Annotated in this window: 22 protein-coding genes and 1 pseudogene; 9 read left to right on the top strand and 14 right to left on the bottom strand. The window is 72.1% G+C overall.

The features are described 5' to 3' along the window. Positions 1 to 22 precede the first annotated feature (22 nt). Positions 23 to 1120, top strand: coding sequence for a dipeptide epimerase (locus O7613_RS16210; protein WP_281587560.1), 1098 nt, complete (start codon positions 23 to 25; stop codon positions 1118 to 1120). Between the two features lie 56 nt (positions 1121 to 1176). Next, entirely contained in the window at positions 1177 to 2094 is a 918-nt protein-coding gene (locus O7613_RS16215) for an NlpC/P60 family protein (RefSeq protein WP_282289210.1), read from the top strand. 48 nt (positions 2095 to 2142) lie between these two features. Here O7613_RS16215 and O7613_RS16220 read toward each other — a convergent pair whose 3' ends face one another. The 3 genes from O7613_RS16220 to pnuC all read right to left on the bottom strand — a co-directional run bounded on the left by O7613_RS16220 (position 2143) and on the right by pnuC (position 5170). Further along, positions 2143 to 3141: a TerC family protein gene (locus O7613_RS16220; RefSeq protein WP_282289211.1), complete on the bottom strand. Its 999-nt coding sequence runs from the start codon at positions 3139 to 3141 to the stop codon at positions 2143 to 2145. Positions 3142 to 3428: 287 nt separating this feature from the next. After that, entirely contained in the window at positions 3429 to 4520 is a 1092-nt protein-coding gene (locus tag O7613_RS16225) for an AAA family ATPase (protein ID WP_282289212.1), read from the bottom strand. Then, positions 4517 to 5170 (bottom strand): nicotinamide riboside transporter PnuC, encoded by a 654-nt coding sequence (pnuC, locus tag O7613_RS16230; protein ID WP_282289213.1) that lies wholly within the window; start codon positions 5168 to 5170, stop codon positions 4517 to 4519. Before pnuC ends, O7613_RS16225 begins: the two co-directional genes overlap by 4 nt. Positions 5171 to 5273: 103 nt before the next feature. On the opposite strand from pnuC, the gene O7613_RS16235 reads away from it, so the two are divergent. Further along, positions 5274 to 5567 carry an antibiotic biosynthesis monooxygenase gene (locus tag O7613_RS16235; protein ID WP_282289214.1) on the top strand — a complete coding sequence of 98 codons (294 nt, stop codon included), beginning with the start codon at positions 5274 to 5276 and terminating at the stop codon, positions 5565 to 5567. A 93-nt stretch (positions 5568 to 5660) separates the two neighbouring features. Here the strand turns inward: O7613_RS16235 and O7613_RS16240 are convergent, their stop codons facing one another. The 6 genes from O7613_RS16240 to rpsA form a co-directional block, all read right to left on the bottom strand. Then, a complete protein-coding gene (locus O7613_RS16240; protein WP_281587554.1) occupies positions 5661 to 6560 on the bottom strand; it encodes a DUF5753 domain-containing protein in 900 nt (299 codons plus the stop codon). Between the two features lie 97 nt (positions 6561 to 6657). Beyond that, on the bottom strand, positions 6658 to 7026 hold the full coding sequence (locus O7613_RS16245; protein ID WP_281587553.1) for a VOC family protein: 369 nt from the start codon (positions 7024 to 7026) through the stop codon (positions 6658 to 6660). Positions 7027 to 7050: 24 nt separating this feature from the next. After that, positions 7051 to 7887, bottom strand: a complete 837-nt coding sequence (locus O7613_RS16250) for an AraC family transcriptional regulator (RefSeq protein WP_282289215.1) — start codon at positions 7885 to 7887, stop codon at positions 7051 to 7053. Between the two features lie 25 nt (positions 7888 to 7912). Next, positions 7913 to 10024: an excinuclease ABC subunit UvrB gene (uvrB, locus tag O7613_RS16255; protein ID WP_281587551.1), complete on the bottom strand. Its 2112-nt coding sequence runs from the start codon at positions 10022 to 10024 to the stop codon at positions 7913 to 7915. 365 nt (positions 10025 to 10389) lie between these two features. Next, the gene (coaE, locus tag O7613_RS16260) at positions 10390 to 11568 is read right to left on the bottom strand and encodes a dephospho-CoA kinase (RefSeq protein WP_281590198.1); all 1179 of its coding nucleotides are present in this window, start codon (positions 11566 to 11568) and stop codon (positions 10390 to 10392) included. 159 nt (positions 11569 to 11727) lie between these two features. Beyond that, complete coding sequence (gene rpsA / locus O7613_RS16265) at positions 11728 to 13266, bottom strand: 30S ribosomal protein S1 (protein ID WP_281587550.1); 1539 nt, start codon at positions 13264 to 13266, stop codon at positions 11728 to 11730. Positions 13267 to 13577: 311 nt separating this feature from the next. Here rpsA and O7613_RS16270 point away from each other — a divergent pair, with 311 nt between their 5' ends. The 6 genes and pseudogenes from O7613_RS16270 (at position 13578) to O7613_RS16295 (ending at position 16825) form a co-directional block, all read left to right on the top strand. Further along, the gene (locus O7613_RS16270) at positions 13578 to 14381 is read left to right on the top strand and encodes a methyltransferase domain-containing protein (protein WP_281587549.1); all 804 of its coding nucleotides are present in this window, start codon (positions 13578 to 13580) and stop codon (positions 14379 to 14381) included. Positions 14382 to 14437: 56 nt separating this feature from the next. Continuing rightward, positions 14438 to 15040 (top strand): Uma2 family endonuclease, encoded by a 603-nt coding sequence (locus O7613_RS16275; RefSeq protein WP_282289216.1) that lies wholly within the window; start codon positions 14438 to 14440, stop codon positions 15038 to 15040. A gap of 42 nt (positions 15041 to 15082) precedes the next feature. After that, the gene (locus tag O7613_RS16280; protein ID WP_282289217.1) at positions 15083 to 15301 is read left to right on the top strand and encodes a DUF2945 domain-containing protein; all 219 of its coding nucleotides are present in this window, start codon (positions 15083 to 15085) and stop codon (positions 15299 to 15301) included. Beyond that, positions 15288 to 15632: pseudogene (locus O7613_RS16285) on the top strand (DUF3140 domain-containing protein); the annotation flags it as partial. The gene O7613_RS16280 and the pseudogene O7613_RS16285, both read left to right, overlap by 14 nt. A 53-nt stretch (positions 15633 to 15685) precedes the next feature. Then, positions 15686 to 16435, top strand: a complete 750-nt coding sequence (locus tag O7613_RS16290; RefSeq protein ID WP_281587546.1) for an SDR family oxidoreductase — start codon at positions 15686 to 15688, stop codon at positions 16433 to 16435. A 12-nt stretch (positions 16436 to 16447) separates the two neighbouring features. Further along, positions 16448 to 16825, top strand: coding sequence for a MerR family transcriptional regulator (locus O7613_RS16295; RefSeq protein ID WP_282289218.1), 378 nt, complete (start codon positions 16448 to 16450; stop codon positions 16823 to 16825). Between the two features lie 76 nt (positions 16826 to 16901). On the opposite strand, the gene polA is transcribed toward O7613_RS16295, so the two are convergent. From polA to O7613_RS16320, 5 genes are all read right to left on the bottom strand, one after another. Then, the gene (gene polA, locus O7613_RS16300; RefSeq protein ID WP_282289219.1) at positions 16902 to 19601 is read right to left on the bottom strand and encodes a DNA polymerase I; all 2700 of its coding nucleotides are present in this window, start codon (positions 19599 to 19601) and stop codon (positions 16902 to 16904) included. 107 nt (positions 19602 to 19708) lie between these two features. Further along, the gene (locus tag O7613_RS16305) at positions 19709 to 20419 is read right to left on the bottom strand and encodes an ABC transporter ATP-binding protein (protein ID WP_281587543.1); all 711 of its coding nucleotides are present in this window, start codon (positions 20417 to 20419) and stop codon (positions 19709 to 19711) included. Then, complete coding sequence (locus O7613_RS16310) at positions 20409 to 21329, bottom strand: ABC transporter ATP-binding protein (protein ID WP_281587542.1); 921 nt, start codon at positions 21327 to 21329, stop codon at positions 20409 to 20411. The genes O7613_RS16305 and O7613_RS16310 overlap by 11 nt, the downstream gene beginning before the upstream one ends. Then, positions 21322 to 22476, bottom strand: a complete 1155-nt coding sequence (locus tag O7613_RS16315; RefSeq protein ID WP_281587541.1) for a branched-chain amino acid ABC transporter permease — start codon at positions 22474 to 22476, stop codon at positions 21322 to 21324. The genes O7613_RS16310 and O7613_RS16315 overlap by 8 nt, the downstream gene beginning before the upstream one ends. Then, entirely contained in the window at positions 22473 to 23423 is a 951-nt protein-coding gene (locus O7613_RS16320) for a branched-chain amino acid ABC transporter permease (protein WP_281587540.1), read from the bottom strand. Before O7613_RS16320 ends, O7613_RS16315 begins: the two co-directional genes overlap by 4 nt. Between the last annotated feature and the right edge of the window lie 83 nt (positions 23424 to 23506).

Genomic DNA, 23506 nt, shown 5'->3' on the forward strand with positions numbered 1-23506 from the left:
AGTTGCCGATAGGGTGCCCCACATGACGATCACGGCGGTGCGCACCCACCGGCTCTCGGCACCCTTGCACACCCCGTTCGTCACCGCACTGCGGAGCACCACCACGGTGGAGACGCTCATCGTCGAGGTGGTCGACAGCGACGGGCGGACCGGGTTCGGCGAGGCCCCGCAGGTCTGGCAGGTCACCGGCGCGTCGATCGGCGGCGCCGAGGCGTGCGTACGCGAACTGCTCGCGCCGCTGCTGACCGGACGCGATCCGGACGACCTCCGGGCCCGGTGCGCGCAGGTGCGGGGCGCGGTGGTGGGCAACGAGTCGGCGAAGGCGGCCGTCGACGTGGCGCTGCACGACCTGGCCGCGCGGCGGCTCGGCGTACCCCTGGTGCGGTTGCTCGGCGGCACGGCGCTGCGCGTCCCGACGGACGTCACGCTTGCCGCCGGCGACGCGGTCGACCTGGCCACGGCGGCCGGCCGGCGGCGCGCCGAGGGTTTCACCGTGCTGAAGCTCAAGGTCGGCACCGACGCGGGCGGCGACCTGGACCGGGTCCGCGCGGTGCGCGCCGCCGTCGGCCCGGACGTGCGGATCCGGCTGGACGCCAACCAGGGCTGGACGCCGCGTGAGGCGGTCCGGGTGATCCGGGGCATCGAGGACGCCGGGCTCGACGTGGAGCTGGTCGAGCAGCCGGTGCACCGCCGCGACCTGGACGGGCTGGCCTGGGTCAGCGACCGGGTGGGTGTGCCGATCCTCGCCGACGAGTCGGTCTTCGACGTGCGTGACCTGGTCGAGGTGATCCGCCGCCGGGCCGCCGACATGGTCAACGTCAAGCTCGCCAAGTGCGGCGGCCTGCAACCGGCCCGGACGCTGCTCGACCTGGCCGCCGCGCACGGTATGGGGACGATCGTCGGATCCATGATGGAGGGTCCGATCGGCGTGGGCGCGGCGGCCAGTCTGGTCGCCGCCGGCGGCACCACGGCCGTGTCGGACCTCGACGCCGCCTGGTGGCTCGCCTGGTCGCCGGTCACCGGCGGCATCCGGTACGAGGGCGCGAGCGTGCTGCTGCCGGACGCGCCGGGTCTCGGCGTCGCCGACGTGAGTGAAGCTAAGGTTCAGCAGCGTGGTTGAGTGTCGTTGGATTTTTTCATAGGGTCGCCCACAGGAGCGTGGGAGGAGGGGTGCGGATGGCGCCTCAACCGGGCCACCAGGCCGTCGTACGGGTCCCGGTGGCGACCCTGTGGACCACCCCGGAGGCGGTCCGCCCGATCGACGGACCCGCCCGGTCCGACCTGCCCGACATCGCCACCTGGGTCGCCGGGATGGACCACGACCAGCGGGTCGGCGACTGCGTCCTGACCCAACTGCTGCTCGGCGAGCCGGTGCGGGTCACCGAGACCCGGCCGGACGGCTGGGTGCGGGTGCTCGCCCTCGGACAGCCCGCCGCCAAGCTGGACGTCCGCGGCTACCCGGGCTGGATGCGGGCCGCCCACCTGACCGCGCCCGCCGACGCCGAGCCGTCCGCCACCGCGCTCGTGGTCGACGTCGACCACGCCACGCTGCACGACGCCGCCGGCGGGCCACCGGTGCTCACCGGCGTGGTCCTCGGCACCCGCCTCGCCTCCGCCGGGCGCCCGGCGGACGGCTGGCGGCCGGTCCGGGCGCCCGGCCGGGCCGAACCGCTCTGGGCCCCCGAGGGCGACCTGGTGCCGCTGCCCGCCGAACGACCCGAGGCCAAGGAGATGCTCGCGGTCGCCGAGCGGCTGCGCGACCTGGCCTACGTCTGGGGCGGCCTGTCCACCGACGGCATCGACTGCTCCGGGCTGGTCCACCTGGCCTGGCGGCGGTACGGCGTCACACTCCCCCGCGACGCCGACGACCAGGCCGAGGCGACCACCCCGCTGGCGCTGGGTGAGGAACGCCCCGGCGACCTCTATTTCTTCGCCCACCCCGGCCGGCGCATCCACCATGTCGGCGTCGTCTCGGCCGAGCCGCACGGCGACCGACGCCGGATGTTGCACGCCTGCTACCTCACCCGCCGGGTGGTCGAGGAGGAACTGCCCCCGGCCCGGGTGGACACCCTGGTCGGCGCGCACCGCGTCTGACCGTCGGGTGTCGCCCCCGGCCGGCGGGAACGGCACCCGACGAAGCGGTCAGCGGCGGGCCTCGGCCAACTCCCGACGCCGGTCCCGCGACGACTTGGCCAGGCTCGCCGCCGTGGCCACGGCAAGCGTGCCGAGGATGACGGTCAGCGAGAGCCAGATCGGGATGTGCGGCGCCCAGGCCACCGGCTCGCCGCCGTTGAGGAACGGCAGGTTGTTGTCGGCGAGCGCCTCCAGGACCAGCTTCACCCCGATGAAGCCGAGCACCACGGCCAACCCGTAGCTGAGGTAGATCAGCCGGTCCAGCAGGCCGCCGAGCAGGAAGTAGAGCTGCCGTAGCCCCATCAACGCGAAGACGTTCGCGGTGAAGACCAGGTACGGCTCCTGCGTGATGCCGAAGATCGCCGGGATCGAGTCGAGCGCGAAGATGAGGTCGGTGGTGCCGATCGCGATCATCACGATCAGCATCGGGGTGAACAGCCACCGTCCGTTCTCCCGGGTGGTCATCCGCGCCCCGTCGAAGTCCCGGGACAGCGGGAGCGCCTTGCGGCTCCACCGGATCAGCACGTTCTCGCTGAACTCGTCCTCGTCCGGCTCACCCTGCCGGGCCAGGTTCACCGCGGTGTAGATGAGGAACGCGCCGAAGATGTAGAACACCCAGGAGAACTGGGAGATCAGCGCGGCGCCGGCCGCGATGAAGCCGCCGCGCATGACCAACGCCAGCAGGATGCCGATGAGCAGCACCTTCTGCTGGTACTGCCGGGGCACCCCGAACCGGCCCATGATGATCACGAAGACGAAGAGGTTGTCCACCGAGAGGCTGTATTCGGTGAGCCAGCCGGTGTAGAACTGCCCGGCCACGCTCGGCCCGGCGGTCACCCAGAGCAGCACGCCGAAGAGCAGCGCCAGAGCGACGTAGAAGCCGACCCACAGGCTCGACTCGCGGACGCTCGGCTCGTGCGGGCGGCGGCCGATGATGAACAGGTCGGCCATCAGGACCGCGATCATCGCGGTCAGGGTTACCGCCCACACCAATGCGGACACGTTCAAATCCATCCTCCGGCAGACACGCAGCGTCGGGCACACCGTACGCCGGGTGCGGGCCGGGGTGCGTCAACGCTGACTGTGGTGACTGTCGGAGGTCTCTTCCGCCGACGCCCTTGCGGGAGCCGACCGACGGAGCCGGGTCGAGCTGGCGCTCTTCCGTGCTGACGACTCCGTCGCGGGGGAATACTCCCCTCCTCGGCCGCCATTCTTCACCATCCCGCCCGCCTGGCGCATCTCCGGACGCCCATCAATCGCTGCCAGGTGCCCCGCATCACCACCCGCAGCGCATCCTAGGAGGCTAGCTTTGAATATGCCGTCGGGTCGGCGGGCAGCACCGGATCGGCGAACGACCAGCCGGCCGCGAGCACGGTCTCGACCGCGGCGACGGCGGTGGCCAGGCGCTCCTCGTGTGCCCCGCGCAGCTCGACCACCGGCACCCCGCACCCGGCCAGCTCCGCGCGGAACCGCCCGGTCATCCACGCGCGCAGGTGCTCCCCGTCACGCAGGCCGTCGTCGGCGAAGGGCACCCCCTCGTGGTCGGTGAGCAGGTAGAGCGCCGGCCGGCGGGCCGCCGCCCGCACCTCCGCCGAGGACGAGCCCAGGTAACGCTCCTCCCAGACCGCGGTGGCCCGGGCATCGGTGTCGCAGATCAGCAGCGGGCCGCCGACCCGCGCCGTCGCGTCCTCGGCGGCCTGCTGCTCGCGTACCACCTCGACGAAGTCGTCCCGGTCCCAGGTGACGTCGAAGACGGTGGCCTCCGGCCGGGACCGGCGCAGCACGGCGAGCTTGCGCCCGGTCAGCTCGCGGCCGTACTCGGGCACCCAGGCGGCGCCGAAACGCCGGGCGAGCGCCCGCGCCATGGTCGTGGTGCCGGTGGACTCGGCGCCGACCACCACCACCCGGCGGACCAGCCACGCCCGCACCGGCGGACTCAGCCACCGCCAGTGGGCCGCCGGGTCCGCGCGCACGGCGGTGCCGGAGACCGGCGCGGCCCGCCGCTCCGGATCCACGTCGACCGCGACCGCGCCGAACCGGCGGGCCAACTCCTCGCCGTACGCCTCGGAGGAGAAGACGGCGTCCACCGGCTCGCCGCCCAACGCGTCGGCGAACACCGCGCAGTGCAGATCCCAGACCGCCGGGTCGGCGTAGTCGACCGGGTGGTCGTCGTGGCGGCCGACGAACCGCACCCACGGGGTGCCGGCGTGAACCTCGCGCAGCCAGTCCAGCCGCAGGTCCAGCGGGATCGACTCGCGCCGGGACGGCGCCACCACCACGGTCACCGCGGCGCAGCGGGCCGCGGCGGCCTCGACGAGCGCGTGGTGCCCGGCGTGCGGCGGATAGAACTTGCCGACCACCAGCCCGTGCCGGAACCGCCCGGTCACGCGGCGACCGGGGCCGGCCCGGGCGGCACCGGCGTGGCCGCCACCCGCCGGCGCAGGTCCGCCCGCCAGGCACGCAACCCGACCACGCAGAGGGCCAGGAAGATCAGGTACAGGCCGCCGGTGAGCCAGAGTCCCTTGTACGCGTAGAGCGGGATGTAGATCAGGTCGGCGGCGATCCACAGCCACCAGCTCTCCACCAGCTTGCGGGTCTGACCGTAGGTGGCCAGCAGCGACAACGCGGTGGTGACCGCGTCGGCAAGCGGGACCGTGGAGTCGGTGGCCCGGTCCAGCAGCGCCCACAGGCCGGCGGTGAGCAGCAGCCCGGCCGCGCCGAGCCCCCACCACTCCCGCCGCCCGGTGCGGGCCACGGTGAGCCGGCCGCGCCGGTCGCCGCCGAAGAGCCAGTGCCACCAGCCGTACACCCCGAGCGCCACGTAGACCAGTTGCAGGCCGGCGTCGGCGTACAGGCCGGCGGTCTGGAACAGCACCATCAGCAGCAGGACGTTGGCGATGCCGATGGGCCAGTTGGCGATGTGCTGGCGGGCGACCAACCAGACGTTGACCACGCCGGTGCCGAAGCCGAGCAGCTCGGCCCAGGTGGTGCCGGCGCCGAACACGGTGAACGCGGTGCCGGTGAGCCAGTCGAGCATTGTCGTCCTCCCCCGCCCGTCGGGTGACACGGTAGGAGGGGCGCGGCCCGCCGGAGCGCCCCCGGAGCGTACCGGTCAGGGCCCGGCGTGAAAGGCTGCGGGCATGGTTCTTGAGGTCGCGCTCATCGACGTGACGCCCGGACAGGAGGACGACTTCGCCGCCGCGTACGCGCAGGCGCGGCCGGTCCTCGCCGAGGCGCCGGGGTGCCGCTCGGTGCGGATGACCCGCGGGGTCGAGTCGCCCACCCGGTTCGTGCTGCTCGTCGAGTGGGACTCGGTCGAGGCGCACGACGTGAACTTCCGGCAGACCGAGCGCTTCGGGCGGTGGCGGGGCCTGATCGGGCCGTTCTTCGCCGGCCCGCCGCTCGTCGAGCACTTCGTCGACGTGCCGGCCTGAAGTGTCGTACCCCTCGCGTAACCTTCGCGCGACGCGCGGTCACCGGTCCCGACGGGCATCGGGGGCGCCGGGCCCGGTGGTCGCGCGGCGACCTCACTCCAGCTCGTGCGGGTCCCGCGGCCGGGGCACCGGCGCGACGCCGAGCCGGCGGGTGAGCAGCTCGACCGTCGCCTCCTCGGGCAGCGCCGCCGCGAGCAGCCGCTCGATCACCTGCTCATAGCGGGCCACGTCGGCGTCGGCGACCAGGCGCAGGTCGGTGGTGAGCGTCTCGACCAGGACCGTGCGCGGATCGTCCGGGTCGGGATAGGCATAGTAGGAGAACGGCGCGAGCGGATGCAGGTCGTCGCCGGGCGAGGCGCCGCGGGGCACCACCCGGAGGGTGATGTGCGACCGTTCGGCTAGCGCCAGCAGGTGCCGCACCTGCTCCCGCCACACCTCGGCCGGCAGCCCGTCCGGCTCGCAGGCCCGCTCGTCGAGCAGGGCGGTGTAGTGCGGCGGGTCCGCCCGGACCAGCAGCTCCTGGCGCACCGCCCGGGCCCGGACATCGGCCTCCACGTCCACCTCGCCGGCGAGCGACGCACCGGCCGACACCCGCAGCCGGGCGTACGCGGGGATCTGCAACAGGCCGGGTACGAGCGCCGGCTGGTATTCCACGATGCGCTCGGCGCCGGCCTCCAACTCCGCGTACGCCCGCTGCCGCTCACCCATCTCGCCGAGCGTCTTGGACCAGCCGCGCCCGGTGGCGGCGTCGCGGGCGATGACGATCAGATCCTCCCGCTGGTGCCGTGGCACCTCGTAGACGTCGAGCAGGTCGAGCACGTCGGCCAGGTCGGGCCGGCTCTGCCCCAGCTCGATGCGGGACAGCTTCGACGTCGAGGCCCAACCGAGCCGGGTGCAGACCTGTTCGAGCGTGAGCGACTCCCGACGACGCAGTCGACGCAGCTCGACACCGAGCCGCACTCGCCGGACCACCGGACTTGCTGACAACGGCATGCGCGCCTCCCAGGGTGGGAGCGTACGCATGACCATCACACACGGCAATAGCCTGCTCGCACAGAGCAACATGGAAGTATCGACACGCAGGAATTTCTCAGGGACGGTACGTGCCGAACGACCAGACCATGCCGGCCGGGTCGCGGGCCGCGTAGTCGCGGGAGCCGTAATCGGTGTCGTACGGCGCCCGGACGATCTCCGCGCCGGCTGCCCGGGCCCGCTCGTGGTGCGCGTCGACGTCGTCGACGGCGAGGTAGAGGCGGTAGTCGTCGTCCGCCGGCCGGCTCGCCGGCGCGGGACCCGGACCCACCATGACCAGGTCGTCGCCGTGGCCGAGCTGAGCGTGGCGCACCGCGCCGTCGGGCCCGGCGTGCACCTCGTGGACGGTGAGGCCGAACGCCGACCGGAGGAAGTCGACGGCGGCGTGGACGTCGGGATATCTGAGGACCGGATAGATGCTTCGCATGCCCCCAGTCTGCCGCCGGCCGGGTCAGCCGGGATTGGACGAATGCGATCCGGCCCGGGCCAACGCCGCCGGCGGGGCGCCGGCGAACTCCCGGAACTCCCGGGTCAGGTGCGACTGGTCGTAGTAGCCCCACCGGGCCGCCCGTTCCGCCCAGCCCGACCCGTCCGGGTCGGCCGCCGGCGCGGTGAGCACCGTCCGGCCCAGGGTGGCGTACGCCCGCTGGAAGCGCAGCAGCCGGGCGACGGTCTTCGGCGGCAACCCGAACTCTTGGCGGAACCGCACCGCCAGGTGACGACGGGACCAGCCGATCTCGTCGGCCAGCGCGGCCACCCCGACCGCGCCCCCGCTCCCGTCGAGCCGCCGCCAGGCGGCCAGCAGGCGGCCGTCGACCGGGTCGGTGGCCACCAGCCGGGCGGTCAGGGCGGCGTCGAGGCGGCGGAAGCGCCCCGGCCAGCCGGGCTCGCCGGCCAGCTCGTCGCGGAGCCGGGCCAGCCATCCGGCGACCCGGTCGACCGGGGCCACCCGGTTGGCCAACTCGCCGAGCGGCAACCCGAGCAACCGCCGCGCCGCCGGGGCGGTCAGCAGCACCTGCACCCCGGTGCCCGTGCCGGCGCCGCGGGTGGCGCACCAACCGTCGAACGGGCCGGCGAGGAACGCGTTGGCGCCGTACGCGCCGCGCCCGGCGGCGCGCGGATCGGTGATGTCAAGCGGGTCGCCCCAGCCGAGGACCAGCACGACGAACGCGCCGGCGACCTCACGGCGCACCACCGGCCCGGGCAGCTCCTCCCGGTAGCCGAGGTAACGGTCCACCCAGGGACGCAGCGCGGGGGCGGGCAGCCCGACCACGGCCTCGGTCAGCATCGCGCCCGCCCGGCCGTCGCGCCGCTCACCGCACCCCGGCCGCGTCCATCCCGCGCAGCTCCTTCTTGAGGTCGGAGACCTCGTCGCGGATCCGCGCGGCCAGCTCGAACTGGAGCTCCCGCGCGGCAGCCAGCATCTGGTCGTTGAGCTCCTGGATGAGGTTCGCGAGGTCGGCCCGGGCCATGCCCTCCCGGGACGGGGTGGCCGCGCCGCCCCGACCGTTGCGGCTGCGCGTCTCCTTGACCGGCGCCTTGCCCCGGGACAGCTGCCGGGCGGCGCCGCCGACCGTGGTGGCCTCGGTGTCCTCCGCCTCGCGGTAGATGTCGTCGAGGATGTCGTGGATCTTCTTGCGCAGCGGCTCGGGGTTGATGCCGTGGGCCTCGTTGTGCGCGATCTGCTTGGCCCGACGCCGGTTGGTCTCGTCGATCGCGGACGCCATCGACGGGGTGATCTTGTCGGCGTACATGTGGACCTGGCCGGAGACGTTACGGGCCGCGCGACCGATGGTCTGGATCAGCGACCGGCCGCTGCGCAGGAAGCCCTCCTTGTCGGCGTCGAGGATCGCCACCAGGGAGACCTCGGGCAGGTCGAGACCCTCGCGGAGCAGGTTGATGCCGACAAGCACGTCGTAGTCGCCCTTGCGCAGCTCGCGCAGCAACTCGACCCGGCGCAGCGTGTCCACCTCGGAGTGCAGGTAACGCACCCGGATGCCGTTCTCCAACAGATAGTCGGAGAGATCCTCGGCCATCTTCTTGGTGAGCGTGGTGACGAGCACCCGCTCGTCCCGCTCGGTGCGCAGCTTGATCTCGTGCATGAGGTCGTCGATCTGCCCCTTGGTCGGCTTCACCACCACCTCGGGGTCGATCAGGCCGGTCGGGCGGATCACCTGCTCGACGAACTCGCCCTGGGCCTGCTCCAGCTCCCACGGGCCGGGGGTGGCGGAGAGGAAGACCATCTGGCCCACCCGCTCCAGGTATTCGTCGAAGCGCAGGGGCCGGTTGTCGGCGGCGCTGGGCAACCGGAAGCCGTGGTCGATGAGCATCCGCTTGCGGGAGGCGTCGCCCTCGTACATGCCGCCGATCTGCGGGATGGTCACGTGTGACTCGTCGACCACGGTGAGGAAGTCGTCCGGGAAGTAGTCGAGCAGGCAGTGCGGCGGGCTGCCGGGCAGCCGGCCGTCGATGTGCATCGAGTAGTTCTCGATGCCGGAGCAGAAGCCCACCTGGCGCATCATCTCCAGGTCGTAGGTGGTGCGCATGCGCAGTCGCTGCGCCTCCAGCAGCTTGCCCTGCCGCTCCAACTCGGCCAGCCGCTCGCCCAGCTCGGCCTCGATGTCGCGGGTGGCCCGCTCCATCCGCTCCGGACCGGCGGCGTAGTGCGTGGCCGGGAAGATCATCAGGCTGTCGACCTCACGGACCACGTCCCCGGTCAACGGGTTGAGGTAGTAGAGCTTCTCGATCTCGTCACCGAACAGCTCGATCCGGACGGCCAGCTCCTCGTAGGCCGGGATGATCTCCAGCGTGTCGCCACGCACCCGGAACGTGCCGCGCTGGAAGGCCATGTCGTTGCGCGTGTACTGGATGTCGACCAGCCGGCGCAGCAGTTGGTCGCGGTCGAGCTCCTGCCCCACCTTCACCCGCACGGCGCGGTCGAGGTATTCCTCCGGCGTGCCCAGGCCATAGATCGCCGACACGGTGGCCACCACGATGACGTCCCGCCGGGTCAGCAGCGACATGGTCGCCGAGTGCCGCAGCCGCTCGACCTCCTCGTTGATCGAGGAGTCCTTCTCGATGTAGGTGTCGGTCTGCGGGATGTATGCCTCGGGCTGGTAGTAGTCGTAGTAGGAGACGAAGTATTCCACCGCGTTGTGCGGCAGCAGCTCGCCGAACTCCTTGGCGAGCTGGGCGGCGAGGGTCTTGTTGGGCGCGAGCACCAGGGTGGGCCGCTGCAACCGCTCGACCAGCCACGCCGTGGTGGCGCTCTTGCCGGTGCCGGTCGCGCCGAGCAGCACCGTGTTGCGGTCGCCGCGCCGCACGCGACGCTCAAGGTCGTCGATGGCCGCCGGCTGGTCGCCGGCCGGCTGGAACTCACTGACGACCTGGAAACGACCGTCGAGCCGGGGAATGTCGAGCGCCATGACCCCAACGGTACGCCCGCGGTCCGACACTTCCGGACCGACCACAGACCGTCCCTGACCGGCTTCGATATTCCCATTGTGTGGCTCATCTCACGCGACTACCCTCGTACCGTAGGCCGCTCGCGGCGGCCGACCGGGCCGGTGGCCGCCCCTTCGGGGCCCGGCCGCCCCCGGCGCCAGGGCCGCAGCACCCGGGACGACCGGCGTGCGCGCCCACGGTGGTCGCGCTGAGGCGCTCACCGGCCGCCGCGAGCGCCCCTGCCCATCCCCGCGCTCGCTGATTCACGGAAACAGTGGCCATCCGACGCGGAATGAGCACTCTTTCCGTGAATCAGGGGGCAAGACACGGGAGGGCGCGGGCCGGGTCAGGGGTGCCAGTTGGTGTGCGTAGCCCACTCCTCGGCCCGCAGGTGCTCCTCGTCGAACCACGGATCGTGGAGCGTCGCCGGCTCGGCGCTCTCCGGCGCGGCGGCCGCCAGGTCCCGCTTGACCTGGAGGTAGGCGGATCGCCGGGCCGGGTCGGCGCGGAGGTGGTCCCGCAGCAGCAGCGCGTACCGCCAGCCGGCCGAGCCGGCCGCCCGCAGGTGCAGGAGCACCGGGCGACCCGGGTCCGCGCCGCCGTGCAGCCGCTTCGCCCAGTGCGCCCGGTCGGGGCGGCGCGGCGCGTCCCACCACTCGCCGGGCAGCCGGGGAAAGCCCGCCTCGGCCAGCCGGTCGGCGAGCGGACCGTCCGCCTCCGCCAGCGCCGGCACGGTCAACTGGATGTCGATGACGTCCGGCGCGGTCAACCCGGGCACGGCGGTGGAGCCGACGTGGTCGATCCGGACGTCGTCGCCGGCCGCGTGGCGGATCCGCGCGGCGAGCCGGGCGTACTGCTCGGGCCAGGTCGGGTCGGGCTCGGTGAGCGTCGGCGGGTCGACGAGCACCGCGTGCCGTTCGCGGACGTTGCGCTCGTAGGGCAGCAGCCGGTCGCGCCAGAGCGCGTCCACCGCGCCGTGCAGGTCGGCCAGCGGGCCGTCGTTGGTGAGCAGCACGTCCGCCACCGCCCGCCGGCCCGCGTCGTCGGCCTGCGCGGCGATCCGCCGCCGCGCCTCGGCCGGGTCCATGCCGCGGTCGCGGGACAACCGCGCCAGCCGGGTCGGCGCCGCCGTCTGCACCACGAGCACCAGGTGGTACGTCGGCGCGAGCCCCACCTCGACAAGCAGCGGCACGTCGTTGACCACCACCGCGTCGGCGGGCGCGGCGGCGACCAGTTCGGCGGCCCGCGCGCGTACCCGCGGATGGGTGATCCCCTCCAGCCGGCGGCGGGCGGTCTGGTCGCCGAAGACCACGGCGCCCAGGGCGGCCCGGTCGAGCGCGCCGTCGGGGCCGAGGACCCGCTCGGAGAACGCGGCGACCACCTCGGCCAGCCCTTCGGTGCCCGGGGCCACGACCTCGCGGGCGATCCGGTCCGAGTCGACCACGACCGCGCCGAGCGTCGCCAGGCGGCTCGCCACCGCGCTCTTGCCGGACCCGATACCGCCCGTCAGCCCCACCTTCAGCATCGGGACAGTCAACCCGATGGGTGTGCGCATGCCAAACAGGCAGACGACGACTGCGGGCCCCGCCCCCGGCGCTCCGCTGCTGCGGAACGCGGGGACGGGGCCCGTCAGTCTGTCGGCGAGTCGGTGCGTCCGTGCGGACGAACCGGCGTCAGCGACCTGTCACTTGCCGCCGGCGAGCTTCTCCCGCAGCGCGGCGAGCGCCTCGTCGGTGGCAAGCGTGCCGGCCGGCTCCTCGGCCTGACGGCTCGGGGCCGACGAGGTCGAGGTCGAGGTGCTGCTGCTGGAGGTGGCGGGCGGAGCCGGGTTGGCCGCGGCCTCGGCGTCGGCGGCGCGGGAGGTCTGCACCTGCTTGGTGTGGGCCTCCCAGCGCTGACGCGCCTCGGCGTACTGGTTCTCCCAGGTCTCGCGCTGCTTGTCGTAGCCCTCGAGCCACTCGCCCGTCTCCGGGTCGAAGCCCTCCGGGTAGATGTAGTTGCCCTCGTTGTCGTACGTGGCGGCCATGCCGTAGAGGGTCGGGTCGAAGTGCTCCTCGCCCTCGACGAAGCCCTCGTTGGCCTGCTTGAGCGACAGCGAGATCCGGCGACGCTCCAGGTCGATGTCGATGACCTTGACCATGACCTCGGAGCCGACCTGCACGACCTGCTCCGGGATCTCCACGTGGCGCTCGGCCAGCTCGGAGATGTGGACCAGGCCCTCGATGCCGTCGTCCACCCGGACGAACGCGCCGAACGGCACCAGCTTGGTGACCTTACCCGGCACGATCTGCTGGATCGCGTGGGTGCGGGCGAACTGACGCCACGGGTCCTCCTGGGTCGCCTTCAGCGACAGCGAGACCCGCTCCCGGTCCAGGTCGACGTCCAGGACCTCGACCTCGACCTCCTGGCCCACCTCGACGACCTCGGACGGGTGGTCGATGTGCTTCCAGGACAGCTCGGAGACGTGCACCAGGCCGTCCACGCCACCCAGGTCGACGAACGCGCCGAAGTTGACGATCGAGGAGACGACGCCCTTGCGGACCTGCCCCTTCTGGAGCTTGTTGAGGAACTCGGTGCGCACCTCGGACTGCGTCTGCTCCAGCCAGGCCCGGCGGGACAGGACCACGTTGTTGCGGTTCTTGTCCAGCTCGATGATCTTGGCTTCGAGCTCACGGCCGACGTACGGCTGGAGGTCGCGCACGCGCCGCATCTCGACGAGCGACGCGGGCAGGAAGCCGCGCAGGCCGATGTCGAGGATGAGACCACCCTTGACGACCTCGATGACCGAACCGCGGACGACGCCGTCCTCGTCCTTGATCTTCTCGATCGTGCCCCAGGCCCGCTCGTACTGCGCCCGCTTCTTGGAGAGGATCAGCCGACCCTCCTTGTCCTCCTTCTGGAGGACGAGGGCCTCGATGTGGTCGCCGACCGAAACGACCTCGGCCGGGTCCACGTCGTGCTTGATCGACAGCTCCCGAGAGGGGATCACGCCCTCGGTCTTGTAGCCGATGTCGAGCAGGACCTCGTCCCGATCGACCTTGACGACGGTGCCTTCGACAATGTCGCCGTCGTTGAAGTACTTGATGGTCTCGTCGATGGCGGCGAGGAAAGCTTCCTCAGAGCCGAGATCGTCGTGCGTGACCTTGTTGGCGCTCGAGGTGGCCTCGATGCTGCTCGTCATGTGGGCGGTTGCTCCGGTCGGATGGGTTGTCACAGCGGGCATGGGTGTCGCGGTGACTCTTCCGCGCCAACGGATCCGTCGCCGGGCACACCGAACGATCGACGCGAGAAGATCATTAGTGGCTCCGGTGACCGCACACCTGCTCCCTGCCGAGGCACACGATCCGCGAGCGCATCGTCTAGCCTACCCGCTGCATTACCACAGCGTGCAAGCCCTCCCGGGTCTCCGCGCCCGCATCCGCTGCGAAAGCGGAGATTTTGCGCGGTAAGGCGCCACGCCTGTCTCGTCCGTCACATCCGTCACACGCCGCCCCGCCCGCACCCCGGTGTCCGACCGGCCCTAGCGTGGACCGGGTGGACGACGACAGGGTGACCCGCCGGCGGGTCGGGGCCGCCGAGATCCGCCGCGCCAACCGCGGCTGGTGGGACACCGACGCCGACGCCTACCAGGCCGAGCACGGCGCGTTCCTGGGCGAGGTCGACTTCGTCTGGTGCCCGGAGGGTCTGCGCGAGGCCGACGCCCGGCTGCTCGGCGACGTCACCGGCCGGCGGATCCTCGAACTCGGCGCCGGCGCGGCCGCCGCCGCCCGCTGGCTCGCCGCCCAGGGCGCCCGGCCGGTCGCCCTGGACCTGTCCGCCGGCATGTTGCGGCACGCCGCGCACGCCGCCGACCGGACCGGGGTACGCGTACCGCTGGTCCAGGCCGACGCGCTGGCCCTGCCCTTCGCCGACGCCGCCTTCGACACGGTCTGCACCGCGTTCGGGGCGATCCCGTTCGTGGACGACTCCGCGGCGGCGATGCGCGAGGTGGCCCGCGTGTTGCGCCCGGGCGGCCGGTGGGTCTTCTCGGTCACCCACCCGATGCGCTGGATCTTCCTCGACGACCCGGGCGAGGGCGGGCTGACCGCCGTGCACCCGTACTTCGACCGCTCCCCCTACGTCGAGCAGGACGAACACGGCGCCGCCACGTACGTCGAGCAGCACCGTACCCTCGGCGACCGGATCCGGGAGCTGGTCGGCGCCGGCTTCCGCCTGCTCGATTTGGTGGAGCCGGAGTGGCCGGCCGGACACAAGGGGACGTGGGGCCAGTGGAGCCCGCTGCGCGGCCGGCTCTTCCCCGGCACCGCCATCTTCGTCACCGAGAAGCCGGCGGGCTGAGCACGTCGCACGCCCGGTGCGACGTCAGCATCGCCGTGCGGCGCTAGGCTCCTCGCATGAGCGCCGCACCCATCCCGACATCACCTGGCCCCTGGTGTCCGGACCCGATGCGGCAGCAGCGTGCGGACTACACGCTTGACGACCTGCTCAACCTGCCGGACGACGCCCCCCGCGTCGAACTCGTCGACGGAGTCATCCAGGTGACACCCTCCCCCACCATGGGCCACCAGACCATAGTCGGCCTGCTGTGGCACTGGCTTCGGTCCCACGCGCCGATCCATCTCCAGGCGTCCCTGCCCGTCGGCGTTGGGCTCAGCCCCAACACCAGCCGGCAGCCGGACGTGCTGCTGTGCCGCGCCGGGCTGCCAACTGACCGTTTCCGGCTCCGACCGGCGGATGTCGTCCTCGCCGTGGAGATCGTCTCGCCCGGCACCCGGCGGGTGGACCGGTTCGCCAAGCCCGGCGAGTACGCCGCCGCCGGCATCCCGTTCTACTGGCGGATCGAGCAGGAGCCGGTGCACCTCCACGCGTACCGCCTCGGGGACCGGATCGGCCCGGGCGGCGAACGCCAGTACGAGCTGGTGACCGACGGCAGCGAGGTGATCGAGCTGACCGAACCGTTCGACCTCAAGCTGCCGATCGCCGAGATCCGGCCCTGATTCCTCTCGTTACTCGCCCCCGGCGGCGGGTAACCGCACGGCATGGCCGAGCAGGAGTTCCGCGCCGGCGACCACGTCTCCTGGGCCAGCCACAGCGGCCGGGCGCACGGCGTGGTCAAGGAGAAACTGACCGAGCGCACCCACGTACGCGGGCACCCGGTGAACGCCTCCCCGGAACAGCCGCAGTACCGGATCGTCAACGACGACTCGGGTCGCGACGTCGCCCACCGACCGGAGGTGCTGCGCCGTGAGCCGCAGTGAGGATCCGGAGCAGACGTACCGGGAGTTCACCGACGCGGTGAACATGAAGCCGGCCGAGCTGACCCGCTGGCTGGAGACCGACGAGTCCAAGCACGTCGGCTGGCACAAGCCGGGCACGAAGGGCGGCGAGTCCGTCGGGCACGACTCCGGCCGCCGGATCGTGGACCTGCTGCGCCGCAAGCGCGACCAGCTCACCGCCGCCGACTACAAGCACATGCGCAAGGTGGTCGGGTACGTGCACCGGCACCTGGCCCAGCGCCCGTCCGGCGACGTCCGCGACACGAGGTGGCGCTGGTCGCTGATGAACTGGGGCCACGACCCGCTCAAGGGCTGAGGTCATGCCGCTTGACCCTGCCGCTGACAGCAGGGTCGGAGCATGGCGGTATGACACGCAGGACCCCACGCGTCGTCGTGGTCACCGGTGCGGGCACCGGCATCGGCCGGGCCACCGCGCAGTCCTTCGCCGCCGCCGGCAACCAGGTCGTCGCGGTCGGCCGCCGGGCCGCGACGCTGGCGGAGACCGCTGCCGGCCGGCCCGGCATCGTGCCGCTGACCACCGACGTCACCGCGCCGGACGCGCCCGCCCGGATCGTCGACGCCGCCCTCGACCGGTACGGCCGGCTGGACGTGCTGGTCAACAACGCCGGGGTGGCCGGCGGTGGCGCCCTGGCCGACCTGGACGAGGACGCCGCGCGGCGGCAGATGGAGACGAACGTGCTGGCTCCGATCCGGCTGGCGCACGCCGCCGTGGATGCGCTCGCCGACACTCGCGGCGTGCTCGTCAACGTCACCACGTCCGTCGGGTCGCGCGCCTGGCCGGGCGCTTCGGTGTACGCGGCGGGCAAGGCGGCGCTGGACTCGTTGACCCGCAGTTGGGCGGTGGAGCTGGCACCGCGGGGCGTCCGGGTGGTGGCGGTGGCGCCCGGTGCGGTCGACACGCCCATCGGCGTGCACGGCGGCCTGTCGCCCGAGCAACGAGCCGCGATTCGGGACTGGCAGATCGCGCGCACCCCGGCCGGGCGGATCGGCCGGCCCGAGGAAGTAGCCTGGGCGATCCGGCGGCTTTGCGACCCGGAGGCGGCGTTCGTCACCGGCGTGGTGCTGCCGGTGGACGGGGGCGCGGTGGTCGCCTGAAGGGACGGGCGCATGCGGATCGGCGAGGTGGCGAGGGCGATGGGCTGCACGCCTCGTGCCCTGCGGCACTACGAGGAGCGCGGCCTGATCGTCTCGACCCGGGCGATGAACGGATACCGCGAGTACGACCCGGCGGTGGTGACGCGGGTCCGCAACATCCGCCACCTGCTCGACGCCGGCCTGACCCTGGACGACGTCCGGGTCTTCCTGCCCTGCCTGGACGGTGACGTGGCCGCCGCGCCGCCGTCACCGGCCGGGCTCAAGGTCGGCCGGGACCGGCTGGCCGTGTTGAACGCCCGGATCGCCGCCCAGATCACCGTCCGGGACCGCCTGGCCGCCGCCCTGCACGCCGCAGCACCGCCCCCTCCCTCCCCCGTCCCCGGGCGTTGATCAAGGAGTTCGTGTCGTGCTCACGCACGCCTCGCGACGCAAACTCCTTGGTCGACACGGACACCGGGTGGGTGGGTCAGTGGTCGGCGCTGTTCCAGTCGCGGCCCTCGCCGACGGACACCTCCATCGGCACCGACAGCGGGTGGGCCGCGCCCATCTCCTTGCGCACCAAGGCCTCCAGCGCCTCCCGCTCGCCCGGGGCGACCTCGAAGACCAGCTCGTCGTGCACCTGGAGCAGCATCCGGGACCGCAGGCCGGCGTCGCGCAGCGCGCCGTCGACGCGCAGCATGGCGACCTTGATGATGTCGGCCGCCGAACCCTGGATCGGGGCGTTGAGCGCCATCCGCTCGGCCATCTCCCGGCGCTGCCGGTTGTCGCTGACCAGGTCGGGCAGGTAGCGGCGGCGACCCAGGATGGTGGAGGTGTAGCCGTCCTGCCGGGCCCGGGCCACCACCTCCTGGAGGTAGTCGCGGACCCCGCCGAACCCGGCGAAGTAGTTCTCCATCAGCCCGCGCGCCTCCTCGGCGGTGATGCCGAGCTGCTGGGACAGGCCGAACGCGCTCAGCCCGTACGCCAGGCCGTAGTTCATCGCCTTGATCTTGCGGCGCTGGTCGGCGGTGACCGCGCCGACGTCGACGGTGAAGACCGAGGAGGCGGTCGCGGCGTGGAAGTCGTGCCCGGAGTTGAACGCCTCGACCAGCGCGTCGTCGGCGGACAGGTGTGCCATGATCCGCATCTCGATCTGGCTGTAGTCGGCGGTGAGCAGGCACTCGTAGCCCTCGCCGACGACGAACGCGCGCCGGATCCGCCGCCCCTCCTCGGTGCGGATCGGGATGTTCTGCAGGTTGGGCTCGGTGGACGACAGGCGCCCGGTCGCGGCCACCGTCTGGTTGAACGTGGTGTGGATCCGGCCGTCGTCGGAGACCGACTTGAGCAGCCCGTCGACAGTCGACTTGAGCTTGGCCACGTCACGGTGGCGCAGCAGGTGGTGCAGCAGCGGGTGCTCGGTCTGCGCGAAGAGCCACTGGAGGGCGTCGGCGTCGGTGGTGTAGCCGGTCTTGATCCGCTTGGTCTTGGGCAGGCCCAGCTCGGTGAAGAGGATCTCCTGCAACTGCTTGGGCGAGCCGAGGTTGAACTCCCGGCCGACCACCTCGTAGGCGCTCTGCGCGGCGGCCTTCACCTCGGCGGCGAAGTGGGCCTCCAGCTCGGAGAGGTAGTCGGTGTCGGCGGCGATGCCGGTGCGCTCCATGGCGGCGAGGACCCGCATCAGCGGCAGCTCCACCTCGGCCATCAGCCGGGCGGACTGCTCGCCGTCGCGGGACAGCTCGGCGTCGATCGCGTCGGCCAGGTCGAGCGTGGCCCGGGCCTGGAGCATCAGGTTCTGCTCGGCCGCGCCCTCGTCACCGAACCCGTCCAGGGTGAGCTGGCCGGTCTCCGGCGCGTCGACGCGCAGCTCCCGGTGCAGGTAGCGCAGCGCCAGGTCGGTGAGGTCGTAGGAACGCTGGTCGGGGCGGGCCAGGTAGGCGGCGATCTGGGTGTCGCGGGCGATGCCCCGAAGCTCCCAGCCGTGCGCGGCGAACGCCAGCACCGCCGGCTTGCTGTCGTGCAGCACCTTCGGGCGTCCGGCGTCGGCCAGCCAGCCGGCCAGGGCGGCGTCGTCGCCGGCGTCCAGCCGGCTCGGGTCGAACCAGGCCGCCGCGCCGTCGGTGGTGGCGAGCGCCATCGCGGTCACGGTGGCGGTGTGCCGGCGGTTGGGGCCGGTGTCGAGCGTGGCGGCCAGGCCGACGGGCGTGCCGGCCCCGGCGTGGGTGTCCAGCCAGCCGGCGAGCGCGCCCGGCTCGGTGAGCACCTCGCCGGCCAGCTCGAAGCCGGCCTCGGCCTCCGGCTCGACCGCCTCCAGGTATTGGTAGAGGCGGTCCCGCAGGATGCGGAACTGGAGCGTGTCGAAGACCTGGTGCACGGCCTCCCGGTCCCAGCCCTGCCAGCGGGCGTCCTCGGGACGCACCGGAAGCTCCAGGTCGGCGACCAGGCAGTTGATCTCGTAGTTGCGGATCACGTCGGCCAGGCGCTCGCGCAGGCTCTCGCCGGCCTTGCCCTTGATCTCGTCGGCCCGGGCCACCACGCCCTCGACACCGCCGTACAGGTTGATCCACTTGGCTGCGGTCTTCGGGCCGACGCCGGGGACGCCGGGCAGGTTGTCGCTCGTCTCGCCGACGAGCGCGGCCAGGTCGCGGTAGCGGTCCGGCGGGACACCGTATTTCGCCTCGACCGCCGCCGGGTCCATCCGGGCCAGGTCGGAGACGCCCTTGCGCGGGTAGAGCACGGTGACCTGGTCGCCGACGAGCTGGAACGCGTCCCGGTCGCCGGTGGTGATCAGCACGTCCATGCCCTGGTCGCGGGCCTGACAGGCGAGCGTGGCGATGACGTCGTCGGCCTCGTAGCCCGGCGCCTCCACCACCGGCACCCGCAGCGCCGCGAGGACCTCCTTGACCAGGCTCACCTGGCCCTTGAAGTCGGTCGGGGTCTCGCTGCGGCCGGCCTTGTACTCGGCATATCTGTCGGTGCGGAAGGACCGGCGGGAGACGTCGAAGGCGACCACGATGTGGGTCGGCTGCTCGTCCCGGAGCACGTTGATCAGCATCGAGGTGAAGCCGTAGACGGCGTTTGTCGGCTGCCCCGTGGTGGTGGAGAAGTTTTCCACCGGCAGAGCGAAGAACGCCCGGTATGCCAGGGAATGTCCGTCGACGAGGAGCAGGCGCGGCGTCGTAGCTGTCACGGCAGCGACTCTAGTCCGTACGCCCGACAAGCCGGGCCCGGCCGCACCGACGACGGCGGCCGGCCCTTCCCCGGCGTGGGGAGGGCCGGCCGCCGGCCGGTACGACCTCAGGCCACGCCGAGGTACGCGTCCTTGACCGCCTGGTCGTGCAGCAGCTCCTGGCCGGTGCCCTCCTTGACGATCCGGCCGGTCTCCAGCACGTAGGCCCGGTGGGCCCGGGAGAGCGCCTGCTGGGCGTTCTGCTCGACCAGCAGGATGGTGGTGCCCTGCTCGTTGATCCGGGTGATGATCTCGAAGATCTGCTGGATCAGCATCGGCGCGAGACCCATCGAAGGCTCGTCGAGCAGCAACAGCTTCGGGCGGGCCATCAGCGCCCGGCCCACCGCCAACATCTGCTGCTCGCCACCGGAGAGCGTGCCGCCGGCCTGCTTGCGCCGCTCGTGCAGCCGCGGGAAGAGGTCCATGACCATCTTCATGTCCTCGGCGATGCCGGCCCGGTCCCGCCGGGTGTACGCGCCCATCTCCAGGTTCTCGATGACCGTCATGCCGGGGAAGACGCCGCGACCCTCGGGCGCCTGCCCGATGCCCCGGATCACCCGCAGGTCGGCCCGCATCCTGGTGACGTCGGTGCCGTTGAAGACGATCGAGCCCTCGGCCACCGGGCGCAGCCCGGAGATGGCCCGCATGGTGGTGGTCTTGCCGGCGCCGTTCGCGCCGATCAGGGCCACCACCTCACCCTCGTTGACGTGCAGGCTGATCCCGTGCAGCGCCTGGATCCGCCCGTACAGCAGCGTCAGGTCCTTGATCTCAAGCAGCATCGGTCGGCACCCCCAGGTACGCGGCGATCACCTTCGGGTCCTCGCGGACCGTGGCCGGCAGGCCCTCGGCGATCTTCTTGCCGAACTCCAGCACCACGATCCGGTCGGTCACGCCCATGACGAGTCGCATGTCGTGCTCGATCAGCAACACCGTGGTGCCATTGTCGCGGATCTTCCGGATCAGCCCGAGCAGTTCCTCCTTCTCCGCCGGGGTGAAGCCGGCGGCCGGCTCGTCCAGGCAGAGCAGGCTCGGGTCGGTCGCCAGGGCCCGCGCGATCTCCAGCCGGCGCTGCTCGCCGTACGAGAGATTGCGCGCCAGGTCCCCCGCGCGGCGCTCGATACCGACGAAGCGCAGCAGTTCGCGGGCCTTCTCCCGGCCCTCCCGCTCCTCCCGCCAGTGCCGTGGCAGCCGCAGCATCGCGGAGATCACGCTGGTCTTGTGGTGGGCGTCCGCGCCCACCATGACGTTCTCCAGCGCGGTCATCTCCGGGAACAGCCGGATGTTCTGGAACGTGCGGGCGATGCCCGCCTTGGTGATCCAGCTCCGGCGCTTGCCGTTGATCCGCTGTCCGGCGAACCGGATCTCGCCCTCGGTGGGCCGGTAGACGCCCGTCATCGCGTTGAAGCAGGTCGTCTTGCCGGCGCCGTTCGGGCCGATCAGGCCGAGGATCTCCCCCTTGTAGAGGGTGAACGCGACGTCGTTCAGCGCCACCACGCCGCCGAAGCGGAGGGTGACGTGGTCGACCTCCAGCAGCGGCTCGCGACCGGCCGGCGCGGTGTCGCCCGGCGTCGGCTCCACCGGCGTGTCCGAACCGGACTCCGGCGGCGTGCCGACCGTGCTGCGCCCGTCGTCGGCGATGTCCCGCTCGCTCGTCGCGTCGCGCTCGCTGTGCATCTGCGGCTCACTCATTGGGCACCGCCTCCTGGGGAACCGCTTCCTTGCGCCGGTCGGCGAGCTCGGCCGCCCGCCGCCGGTTGGGCACCAGACCCTGCGGCCGGAAGATCATCATGATGATGACCACGAGGCCGAACACCAGGATCCGGTACTCGGCGGCGTCGAACTCCAGCCCGAGGAGGTCGCCGACGCCACGCAGCCACTCCGGCAGGTACCAGGTGACCGCGCCGCCGACGATGGCGCCCTTGATGTTGCCGGCCCCGCCGAGGATCACCGCGGCGAGCACCAGGATGGAACTCTCCAGCACGAACTGGTCCGAGTTGATGAACGTCTGCTTGCCGGCGAAGACCGCGCCGGTCAGGCCGGCCACCGCCGCCCCGATCGCGAACGCCCACAGCTTGTACTTGAACGTGGGCACGCCCATCACCTCGGCGGCGTCCTCGTCCTCCCGGATCGCCACCCAGGCCCGGCCGACCCGGCTGTTGGCCAGGTTCCGGATCAGCACCAGCACGACCAGGATCAGCGTCAGCATGAGCCAGTAGTACGGCCGGGAGTCGACCACCCCGAACAGCGCCTTGCCGTCGCTGCCGCTGCCCGGCGGGTGCGGGATCGCCGGAATGCCCCGCTGGCCCTGGAGAAGGCCGTCCTGGCGGGCCGCGTACAACCGGATCATCTCGGCGAAGCCGAGCGTCACGATGGCCAGGTAGTCACCGCGCAGGCGCAGCGTCGGGCCACCGAGGATCACACCGGAGACCATCGCCACCATCACCGCCAGCGGCACCGCCGCCAGCCACGGCCAGTCCGTGCCGAACCGGCTCTCCGGCGAGGTGAGCAACGCGACCGTGTACGCGCCGAGCGCGTAGAAGCCGAAGTAGCCCAGGTCGAGCAGGCCGGCGAAACCGACCACCACGTTGAGGCCCACGGCCAGCAGCACGAACACGGCGGTGTCGAAGAGCACCCCGGCGAAGTCCGAGCGGGTGGTGTAGAGGGCGAAGTACTCGCTGCCGATCGGGAAGCCCAGGTATTCGTAGAACCACTTGTTCGGCAGGATGTAGAGCAGCACGATCAGCGCCGCGATCGCCGCCCAGCGCACCTGCCTGGGCATGGCGGCCCAGCGGCTCGTGAAGCCCCCGGTCCGTTTCTTGTCCACGGTGGCGGTCATGCGCGCGCCCTCCCGAGAGATTCGCCGAGCAGACCGGTCGGCCGGAACATCAGCAGCACGATCAGCAGCACGAAGCCGGTGAAGTCCTTCCAGTCGCCGCCGAACAGGCCGGCGGCGTAGTTCTCCGCCACCCCGAGCAGCAGGCCGCCGAGCAGCGCGCCGCGCAGGTTGCCGATGCCGCCGAGCACCGCGGCCGAGAACGCCTTGAGCCCGATCAGGAAGCCGACGTTGAACTTGGTGTAGCTGAACCGCAGGTCCCACAGCAGCGCGCCGACGCCGGCCATCAGGCCGCCGAGCACGAAGACCAACAGGATGACCCGGTTCTTGTTGACGCCCATCAGGGCGGCGGTGTCCGCGTCCTGGGCCACCGCGCGGATGCCGCGGCCCAGCCGGCTGCGGTTCACGAACTGGTCCAACGCCACCATCATGACAAGCGTGACGCCGAGGATCACCAACTGGAGGTTTGTCACGTCGGCGCCGAAGACGGTGAACACCGGCTCCTGCGGGATCATCGTCGCCATGCCGAACGGCGCGCGGCTGGTGCCGATGCCGAAGGACTCGGCGAGCACGAACGAGGCGCCGATCGCGGTGATGAGGAAGGCCAGCGGCGGCGCGTTGCGCTTCCGCAGCGGACGGTAGGCCACCAGCTCGACGGTGACCGCCGTGGCGGCCGAGGCGACCATCGCCACCGCGAGACCGGCGACCACCGCCAGGATCAGCGGGCCGAGGGCCGGTGCGGGCGAGTTCTGGTCGTAGCCGAGGGCCTGCCAGGTCCACAGGGCGGTGAAGGTACCGACCATGAAGACCTCGGAGTGCGCAAAGTTGATCAAGCGTAGAACGCCGTACACCAGGGTGTAGCCGAGGGCGATGAGCGCGTAGATAGCGCCCTGCTCCAGCCCGGTGATGGTCAGCGCCGGGAAGTTCCCGAAGAGCTCATCGAAGTTCAAATGGGGGCTCCAACTGTGCGGCCAAGCCGTGCGGCCGGGAGAAACTCACTCCCGGCCGCACGCCTGGTGTCCCGTGACAGGAC

The organism is Micromonospora sp. WMMD975 (assembly GCF_029581215.1).
Lineage (GTDB): Bacteria > Actinomycetota > Actinomycetes > Mycobacteriales > Micromonosporaceae > Micromonospora.

Bases quoted from the DNA above. Each gene is read 5' to 3' on its own strand.
- O7613_RS16210 (WP_281587560.1), top strand. From the start codon at position 23: ATGACGATCACGGCGGTGCGCACCCACCGGCTCTCGGCACCCTTGCAC.
- O7613_RS16215 (WP_282289210.1), top strand. From the start codon at position 1,177: ATGGCGCCTCAACCGGGCCACCAGGCCGTCGTACGGGTCCCGGTGGCG.
- pnuC (WP_282289213.1), bottom strand. From the start codon at position 5,170: ATGCTCGACTGGCTCACCGGCACCGCGTTCACCGTGTTCGGCGCCGGC.
- O7613_RS16235 (WP_282289214.1), top strand. From the start codon at position 5,274: ATGGTTCTTGAGGTCGCGCTCATCGACGTGACGCCCGGACAGGAGGAC.
- O7613_RS16240 (WP_281587554.1), bottom strand. From the start codon at position 6,560: ATGCCGTTGTCAGCAAGTCCGGTGGTCCGGCGAGTGCGGCTCGGTGTC.
- O7613_RS16245 (WP_281587553.1), bottom strand. From the start codon at position 7,026: ATGCGAAGCATCTATCCGGTCCTCAGATATCCCGACGTCCACGCCGCC.
- O7613_RS16250 (WP_282289215.1), bottom strand. From the start codon at position 7,887: ATGCTGACCGAGGCCGTGGTCGGGCTGCCCGCCCCCGCGCTGCGTCCC.
- uvrB (WP_281587551.1), bottom strand. From the start codon at position 10,024: ATGGCGCTCGACATTCCCCGGCTCGACGGTCGTTTCCAGGTCGTCAGT.
- coaE (WP_281590198.1), bottom strand. From the start codon at position 11,568: ATGCTGAAGGTGGGGCTGACGGGCGGTATCGGGTCCGGCAAGAGCGCG.
- rpsA (WP_281587550.1), bottom strand. From the start codon at position 13,266: ATGCCCGCTGTGACAACCCATCCGACCGGAGCAACCGCCCACATGACG.
- O7613_RS16275 (WP_282289216.1), top strand. From the start codon at position 14,438: ATGAGCGCCGCACCCATCCCGACATCACCTGGCCCCTGGTGTCCGGAC.
- O7613_RS16280 (WP_282289217.1), top strand. From the start codon at position 15,083: ATGGCCGAGCAGGAGTTCCGCGCCGGCGACCACGTCTCCTGGGCCAGC.
- O7613_RS16290 (WP_281587546.1), top strand. From the start codon at position 15,686: ATGACACGCAGGACCCCACGCGTCGTCGTGGTCACCGGTGCGGGCACC.
- O7613_RS16295 (WP_282289218.1), top strand. From the start codon at position 16,448: ATGCGGATCGGCGAGGTGGCGAGGGCGATGGGCTGCACGCCTCGTGCC.
- O7613_RS16305 (WP_281587543.1), bottom strand. From the start codon at position 20,419: ATGCTGCTTGAGATCAAGGACCTGACGCTGCTGTACGGGCGGATCCAG.
- O7613_RS16310 (WP_281587542.1), bottom strand. From the start codon at position 21,329: ATGAGTGAGCCGCAGATGCACAGCGAGCGCGACGCGACGAGCGAGCGG.
- O7613_RS16315 (WP_281587541.1), bottom strand. From the start codon at position 22,476: ATGACCGCCACCGTGGACAAGAAACGGACCGGGGGCTTCACGAGCCGC.